Annotated in this window: 4 protein-coding genes and 1 pseudogene; 1 reads left to right on the top strand and 4 read right to left on the bottom strand. The window is 69.0% G+C overall.

What is annotated here, in order from left to right; all coding sequences use genetic code 11:
* Positions 1–609 precede the first annotated feature (609 nt).
* Positions 610–1,230, bottom strand: a pseudogene (locus tag ABZV91_RS31360) (DUF692 domain-containing protein); the annotation flags it as partial.
* A gap of 15 nt (positions 1,231–1,245) precedes the next feature.
* A complete protein-coding gene (locus tag ABZV91_RS31355; RefSeq protein WP_355249345.1) occupies positions 1,246–1,581 on the bottom strand; it encodes a hypothetical protein in 336 nt (111 codons plus the stop codon).
* Positions 1,582–2,121: 540 nt separating this feature from the next.
* Here ABZV91_RS31355 and ABZV91_RS31350 point away from each other — a divergent pair.
* Positions 2,122–2,925: a glycoside hydrolase family 25 protein gene (locus ABZV91_RS31350; protein WP_355249344.1), complete on the top strand. Its 804-nt coding sequence runs from the start codon at positions 2,122–2,124 to the stop codon at positions 2,923–2,925.
* Between the two features lie 20 nt (positions 2,926–2,945).
* On the opposite strand, the gene ABZV91_RS31345 is transcribed toward ABZV91_RS31350, so the two are convergent.
* Entirely contained in the window at positions 2,946–4,985 is a 2,040-nt protein-coding gene (locus ABZV91_RS31345; RefSeq protein ID WP_355249343.1) for a PhoX family phosphatase, read from the bottom strand.
* Positions 4,986–5,321: 336 nt separating this feature from the next.
* The gene (gene leuS / locus ABZV91_RS31340) at positions 5,322–8,138 is read right to left on the bottom strand and encodes a leucine--tRNA ligase (RefSeq protein ID WP_355249346.1); all 2,817 of its coding nucleotides are present in this window, start codon (positions 8,136–8,138) and stop codon (positions 5,322–5,324) included.
* Between the last annotated feature and the right edge of the window lie 427 nt (positions 8,139–8,565).

The following is an 8,565-nucleotide window of genomic DNA, read 5'->3' as shown; positions in this document are numbered from 1 at the left end:
GAGCGCAGCTTCACCTACGACAGCGACCAGGGCGGCTACCTCGACATCTGCGCCTACAAGCCGTACTACTACGCCTGCCGGTGATCCCGGCGCCGTAGTGCGGCGCGTACGGGTATGAGCGGTCGACGCGCCGGGGTCGACTCGGCGCGGAAGCGGCAACCAGCGCATCCGTCTCGAACACCGGCAATGGACTGTGCGCACGTACCGGCCGGATCGGCCCGCGGTGCCGGACCACGGTCGTGGCGGAAGCGATGACCCCGATCAGCGTGAACGAAGTCGCCGTAGCAACCGGGAGATCGGTGCCGGTGACCACGGACCGACAGGGGCCACGGGATACCGCACTCGCGGGCGAAACGCAGGGCGTCGGCCGCGGTTCCGTCTTCGGGCGGTTCCGCGCCCATTCGACGAACCGCTCGGTGAAATCCGGGCCGGTGGCGTGCACCAGTTCGGGATGGCGGGCCGCGACTTCCCGGGCCCGCTTGTGCCGCAGTGCGTGCGCGGCCGCACCCACCGCGGCGGGATCGAAACCCGCCGGGACCGCTTCCCCCGCCACCAGGGCACGCACCAGGGCCGCCTGCCGATCGGCCAATCCGGGCAGCGGTGGGTCCGTCATAGCAATCCCGTCCGTGCGGCCGCCGTGACCGGTGCGCGGGCGGCGGCCTCGGCAATCGCATCCAACTCGTCGAGGAGCTCGTGCGCAGGCGGGTAGTTACCGTCCCGCTCGAGCATGAGCGGAACCGGGTGATCGTGGACGAACTCGGTGACCAGCGCGAGCACCTCCGCGGGTATCGGGTGCAGATGGGTGTCGTGGTAGCGACCGCCGGATTCGTGGCCGCCGGCGATATGGCAGTAGGCGATCCGCTCGCGGGGCAGGCGCCACAGTTCGGTCCGCGGGTCACGGCCGCGGTTGCGCGCGTTCGCGTACACATTGGCGATATCCAGCAGCAGGTACACCCCGGTACGTTCGACGATCTCGGTCAGGAACTCCGCTTCGCTGAATTCGTCATCGGGCCAGTCGAACAGCGCCGCGATGTTCTCCACCGCGAGCGGCACGTCCAGGCCGGCCCGGGTCCGGGTGATATTCGCGCACAGGACGTCGAGCGCCTCCCGGCTGCGCGGCACCGGCAGCAGATGACCGGCCTCCAGTCCACCGGCCCGTACGAAGGCGATGTGCTCACTCACCAGCGGCGCGGATACCGCCCGCGCACAGGCGGCCAGATGTTCGACCCGACGCCCGGCCACCGGTCAGCCACCGCAGCCACCCCCGCCACAACCCCCACCGCAGCCACTGCCCCCACCACAGCTGCTGCCGCTACCGAAGCCGCTACCACCGGCCGCGTCGCCCGCACCGGAATCTCCTCCGGACATACTTTCCGCGCTGTACCCGGACATGGCGGAGTTCAGCGCCGGATCGAGGAGCACCAGCGCGTGCACCCCGAACAGCGCCACCGCCAAGCCGGCGGCCCCGGGCCCGTAGGTCTGATAAGACGGCGAGTTCCCCGGGCGCAGATGGCGGTGGCCGCCGGTGGCCTCGGCCGATGCCGCCCGGCCCGCGGGCGTGACCCGCACCGGTGCCGCCACCCGCCATCCGGCGAGCGCCAGCGCGATCAGTCACCGCCCGCCGATCGCTGGTCAGCAGACCGAATTCGGGTGCGGACAGCACACCGGGCGGAGCCGCTGCGGGCGCGTGCACGATCCGGTGCCGCAGCCGCCATCCGATGACCACGGCGACGACCGCGATCGGTATGTAGAGCAGCAGGAACGCGGGGCCGGAGACACCCCAGGTCTCGCCCGCGAGAAGTTGTGATCCCGCCGCCGACCATCCGACAGTGCGCATACCCACCTCCGGCTCCGCACAATAGTTTCTGCGCCGCCTTCGGCGTCGCGGGTCGGGGCCCTGTGACCCCGATTCTCCCCTCCTCGGCTCAGTCGCTGCGCTCCTTCGCTCCGTCAGTCCGGAATCGCGGGCGGCCCCGACGATCGATGCCGATCATCCGGAGTGGCCGAAAGGTGTACGTGGACGTACACGTCGGCCAACCCGAGTATGCCCACCGCGCGTCGCCTTCGGACACGGCAGCGCAATCCCGGGCAGTGCCGGTCCGCGTGCCTAGGGTCGGGACCATGAAAACTGCCCGATTGAGATCGACCGTGCGAAAGTCCGGCTCGCGCTTGGGGCCGGGCAGCTTCGTTCCGATCCGCCGCCGGCCCACCGGCCTCGGACTGCTGACGTTCGCGCTGGTGGCGGGCCTCGCGCTCGTTTCCGCACCCGCGCACGCCGAACCCACCGGCCCGGATGTCTCGTCCTGGCAACACAGCGGTGGACGGCCCATCGACTGGTTCGCCGTTCGCGCGGCCGGTCACCGCTTCGCCATGGTGAAGGCCACCGAGGGCCTGGACTACATCAACCCGTTCTTCGTCCAGGACAGTCTGCAGATGCGGTTGGCCGGGATGGCGCGCGGTACCTACCACTACGCCCGCCCGGAACTCCCGCCGGAACCGCAGGCGGCCTTCTACGCGACGATCGTGCTCGGTCAGAACGGCCCGCTGGACCTGCCACCGGTACTGGATATCGAGCATTCCGGCGGTCTGGCGCCGGGCGCGCTGATCGACTGGACCCACCGCTATCTCGACACCGTGCAGACCCTCACCGGGCGCGTGCCGATCGTCTACACCTACCCGCGGTTCTGGCAGACCGCGATGGCCGACAGCGACCAGTTCCACCGCTACCCGCTGTGGATCGCCGACTACCGTGACCGCGCCGAACCCGAGGTACCCGGGCGCTGGCCCGCGTGGACCTTCTGGCAGCAGACCGACTCCGGCTCGATCCCGGGAATCCTCGGCAACACCGATATCAATGTGTACAGCGGCGCACAGGGCGATTTCGCCCGCTTCGCCCGGATGGGCGGGCTCACCGGCAGCGGATAGCCCCGTACGCCACGTACCTCCTACACGCCGATCCGGCCGCCCCCGGACTTCCAGACCGCCACCACGGCCGGGCGCGGCTGGGTCGTTCCGCCGTCCGGCCAGTGTGAGGCCGGATTCTCCACCGAGGCCTCGTCGGTTTCACCCGGATGCTGGACGCACACCATGACCCGCTCCTCGGTGATCACCGGACCGCAGGTCTCGGCACCGATCGGGACCGACAGGAACTGTTTGGTCTCGCCACGCCGGTCACCGTCGAGCACCACCGCGAACAGACCGTCGTTGGCGTCGAGCGCATTGCCGTCGGTACTGATCCACAGGTTGCCGTACGGATCGAAGGCGAGGTTGTCGGGGCAGGAGATGGGGCTGACCCGGGTCTTGTCGTAGCCCGCGTAGTAGGTGTCGGCGGCGGCCGGGTCACCGCAGACCAGCAGCAGGGTCCAGGTGAACGAGGTGCCCGCGTGATCGTCGGTGAGCTCGAGTACCTGGCCGTTCTTGTTCTTGTCGCGCGGGTTGGCCTCGTCGACCCCGGGTTTGCCGTCGGTACCGCGCTTGTCGTTGTTGGTCAGCGCGACATAGACCTTGCCGGTTTTCGGGTCGGCCTCGAAATCCTCGGGGCGGTCCATCTTGGTGGCGCCCACCTTGTCGCCGGCGAGGCGGGTGAACACGGCGACCTCCTCGGCGGTCATCCCGTCCACCAGCGATTCGCCGCGGCCGTCCTCGGCCGTGCGCAGGATCGGGATCCACTGCCCGGTGCCGGTGAATCCCTGCTCGGAGGGGAGGGTGCCCGAGCCGTCGATCCGGTCCGGGTGGTCGCCGGTGAGTTTCGCGACGTAGAGGGTGCCTGCGTCCAGGATGGTCATATTGTGGCGGCGGCTCGCGGCCCCGGTACCCGGCTCGACCTTGCGCGAGGAGACGAACTTGTACATGTAGTCGAACCGCTCGTCGTCACCGGTGTAGGCGACCACGGTCCCGTCGGCGGCGACGTGGATATTCGCGGCCTCGTGTTTGAACCGGCCCAGCGCGGTGTGCTTGACCGGGGTGGAGGCAGGATCCCACGGGTCCACCTCGACCACCCAGCCGAAGCGGTGGGACTCGTTGGGTTCGGCCGCGATATCGAAACGCTTGTCGAACTTCTCCCAGTGGTGCGGGGCGTCGGAATCACCGATGCCGTAGCGATTCAGCCGCGCCGCCGCCACCGGATCGGCGGATTTGCCCACGAAGTAGGCGTTGAAGTTCTCCTCGCCGGACAGCACCGTGCCCCACGGAGTCACTCCGCCGGAGCAGTTGTTGATCGTACCGAGGACCTTGGTGCCGGTGGGGTCGGCGGAGGTCTTCAGCAGCGGGCTGCCGGCCGCGGGGCCGGTCAGCCGGAATTCGGTGGTCGCGGTGATCCGCCGGTTGTACTTGCCGAACGCCGGTTTCAGGCGGCCCGTCCCCGGGTCGCCGTGCACCTCGACCACGGACAGGCCGTGTGCGGCCATCGCGATCTCGACCTGTTCCCGGGTGATCGCCTCGGGCTTGTATCCGGGAAACATGAACTGTTCGGTCGTGTACTCGTGGTTCACCACGAGCAGGTACTTGCCCGGCTGCCCCTCGATCGGCAGCAGGCCGGCGAAATCGTTGTTGTAACCGAACTGCTTGACCTGGGCGGCCGGGGTCTGGGCGAAGAAATCGAATTCCGGCGCGTCCTCGAAGAGCGGGTCGCCCCACCGGATGACGACGCCCTGCTCATAACCCTCCGGAACGACGAGCGCGTCCTCGGTGTTCGGCGCGACCGGCGCGAACCCGGTCCCCGTGCCCCCGGAGTTCGCGGCCGGACCGACCTCTGTCCCGTCACCGCAGGCGGCGAGCGCGCTCGCCGCGCCGATCGCGACCACCGCGGCCGCACTGCCCTGCAGCAGCCGCCGCCGGGAGATCCCCGCGACGATATCCCCGAAGTAGGTGTTCGACGAGGTGTTGGGTACGTCGTGGAAGCAGGCGTTTCCGCATTTGTACTGACAGGTGACGCGCGACCGCGACCCGGCCGGGCCGGGGACGACGAAGAGCTCGAGAGGTTTCAAGATGGACTCCTGTTCCGGGCTGAACGCACGCACGCTAGCCCACCAAGGCGAGTCCGAGGAGTCCGCCGGATTAACTATCGGTGCCGTACCGATGGCATAGCCGCAGGCCCCGGGCCGGACGGTCCGAGGATTCGCCTCTCGACAGCATCGAACCGGCCGCCCCGCCCAGCAACGGGTCTTGCCGGGCCCACCGAGGTCGCAGCCTGTCCGTCGGCCAGAGGTGCCCACCTTCGCGAGCACCCTCTACCTTCGCCGGTCGGTCCACCCGGAACGGCACCGGCCACCCCCGCGCCACGGCCGGGCACCTGGGCCGGGCCGACGGGCGGGCGCCGAGACTCAAGCGACGATATTGACCAACCGCCCCGGGACCACGATCAATTTGCGCGGGGCCTTGCCGTCCAGCAGGGCGGCGATCTTCTCGTCCGCCAGGGCGGCCGCTTCGATCGCGGCCCGGTCGGCCTCCGGATCTACCTGGATCCGGCTGCGGACCTTTCCGTTGACCTGGATCGGGTACTCGACGGTCTCCGCGGCCAGCAGCGCCGGGTCGGCCACCGGGAACGGTCCGTGGGCCAGCGAATGGGTATGCCCCAGCCGCTCCCACAGTTCCTCGGTCATATGCGGGGCCAGCGGCGCCAGCATGAGCACCACCGGTTCCACCGCCGAACGCGGTGCGCCGCCGGGGTAGGCCTTGGTCAGGTGATTGGTCAGCTCGATCAGTTTGGCGCCCGCGGTGTTGTCGCGCATGGCCGCCAGGTCCTCGTCGACCCCGGCGATGGTCCGGTGCAGCAGCCGCAGCGTCTCGTCGGCCGGGTTGTCCTCGGTGACCCGGGTCGCCCCGGTCTCCTCGTCCACCACCAGCCGCCACACCCGCTGCAGGAAGCGGTGCGCGCCGATGACGTCCTTGGTCGCCCACGGCCGGGAGGTGTCCAGCGGGCCCATCGACATCTCGTAGAAGCGGAAGGTGTCGGCACCGTACAGATCGCAGATCTCGTCGGGGGCGATCGCGTTCTTCAGCGATTTGCCGATCTTGCCGTACTCCTGGTTCACCTCGACCTCGGTGCCCGTGGCGTCGGTCCAGTAGAACCGGCCGTCGCGTTCGATGACCTCGGCGGCGGGCACGTAGGCGCCGCGCGCGTCGGTGTAGGCGAAGGCCTGGATGTAGCCCTGGTTGAACAGGCGGCGATACGGTTCGCTGCCGCTCACCTCACCCAGGTCGAACAGGACCTTCTGCCAGAACCGCGCGTACAGCAGATGCAACACCGCGTGCTCCACCCCGCCCACGTACAGGTCGACCCCGCCCGGATCGCCGGCGCCGTGCTCGGCGGGCCGGGGGCCCAGCCAGTAGGTCTCGTTCTCCTTCGCGCAGAACTCCGCGGAGTTGGTCGGGTCGGCGTAGCGCAGCTGATACCAGGAGCTACCCGCCCAGTTGGGCATCACATTGGTGTCCCGGCGGTACCTGCGCGGTCCGTCGCCCAGGTCCAGTTCGACCTCCACCCAGTCGGTGGCCTTGGCCAGCGGCGGGGACGGTTCGGAGTTCGCGTCGGCGGGGTCGAAGGTGACCGGCGCGAAATCGTCCAGTTCGGGCAGCCGCACCGGCAGCATCGATTCCGGCAGCGCATGCGGGGCGCCGGTCTCGTCGTAGACGATCGGGAACGGTTCACCCCAGTACCGCTGCCGCGCGAACAGCCAGTCGCGCAGTTTGTACTGAACGGTGCCGGCACCGCGGCCGTCGGCCTCCAACCGGGCGATGACGGTCGCCTTGGCATCGGCGATGTTCAGGCCGTCCAGATAATCGGAATTGATCGCCGGCCCGTCACCCGCGTAGGCCTCGCCGTCGAAATCCGCGGGCGGTTGCACGGTCCGGATGATCGGCAGGCCGAAGGCGGTCGCGAAATCCCAGTCGCGCTGATCCTGGCCGGGCACGGCCATGATCGCGCCGGTGCCGTAACCACTGAGCACGTAGTCGGCGATGAAGATCGGGATCTGTGCGCCGTTCACCGGATTGGTGGCGTACGCCCCCAGGAAGACGCCGGTCTTCTCCTTGTTCTCCTGCCGCTCCAGATCCGATTTCGCGGCAATGGATTTGCGATAGGCCGCCACGGCTTCGGCCGGTGTGGCACTCCCGGCGGTCCAGCGCGGATCGGTGCCCTCCGGCCAGGCGGCGGCCACCAACCGGTCCACCGTCTCGTGCTCCGGGGCCAGCACCATATAGGTCGCGCCGAACAGGGTGTCGGGACGCGTGGTGAAAACCTCCACATCGCCCGCCGCGGTCGCGAACTCGACCCGGGCGCCGCGCGAGCGACCGATCCAGTTGCGCTGCATGGCCTTCACGTTCTCCGGCCAGTCCACCCGGTCCAGATCGTCGATCAGCCGGTCGGAGTAGGCGGTGATCCGCATCATCCACTGCCACAGTCGTTTACGGAATACCGGGAAGTTACCGCGTTCGCTGCGGCCGTCGGCGGTGACCTCCTCGTTGGACAGCACCGTGCCCAGCCCCGGGCACCAGTTCACCACCGAATCGGTCTGATAGACCAGCCGGTAGGAGTCGAGCACGGCATTGCGTTCGGCGGCGGGCATACTGGCCCAGTCCTTGCCGTCCGGCGCCGGCCGGGCGCCCGTGGCGAACTGCTGTTCCAGCTCCGTGATCGGCCGGGCGCGGCCGACCTCCTGGTCGTACCAGGCGTTGTAGATGCGCAGGAAGATCCACTGCGTCCACTTGTAGTACTCGGGGTCGGTGGTCGCGAACGAACGCCGCCGGTCGTGCCCCAGGCCCAGCCGGTCCAGCTGCCGCTGCATGGTGGCGATATTGGCTTCGGTGGTGTCGCGCGGATGCGCCCCCGTCTGCACCGCGTACTGCTCGGCGGGCAGACCGAACGCGTCGTAACCGAGCGCGTGCAGCACATTGCGGCCCCGCATCCGGTGGTAGCGGGCGAACACGTCGGTGGCGATATAGCCCAGCGGATGACCCACGTGCAGCCCGGCCCCCGACGGGTACGGGAACATGTCCTGCACGAACAGCTTGTCGACCGGAACCTCGCCGGCCAGCGGGCCGACCGGGTTCGGCGCGAAGAAGGTGCCGCGCTCGTTCCACCGCTGCTGCCAGCGGCGCTCGATCTCCCCGGCGAGCTCGGCGGTGTACCGATGGGCGGGCATATCACCGGCGCGGCCCTGGGGTGCGCCATGGTCCACCGAGCTCGGCCCGGCCGTCTCGGTTGCGCGGGAGTCCTGCACGGTCCTGCCTTCTCTAGCTGCTGGTGGGAAGAATTCCGTCTCGACAGCCTAAGACTTGGGCCCTGACAAGCCCAAAAAGGTCGGGTGCGGACCCGCGCGTCCGAGGGCAGGTACGGCCACCCCGTGAGCAGAACCACACGCGGGCCCGCCGGGTGACCGGACCCGCTGTGGACCCGGACAGCGAATGCCAACGGCACCCGTAGGAGTCGAGTTCTGCGAGACACCACAAAGGGTTGCGGCCCGTCTCGCCGTTTCGGCCTCGAAAGCGCCCGCGCGGGAGCCCGCAAGACAGCGACGAACAACGCCGCCCACAGTAACAACAACAACAAAACGATCAAGAACAAAAAAA

Origin of the sequence: Nocardia sp. NPDC004568 (assembly GCF_040609955.1) — a bacterium.
Classification (GTDB): domain Bacteria; phylum Actinomycetota; class Actinomycetes; order Mycobacteriales; family Mycobacteriaceae; genus Nocardia.
This window is presented reverse-complemented; position numbering and strand designations above follow the sequence as displayed.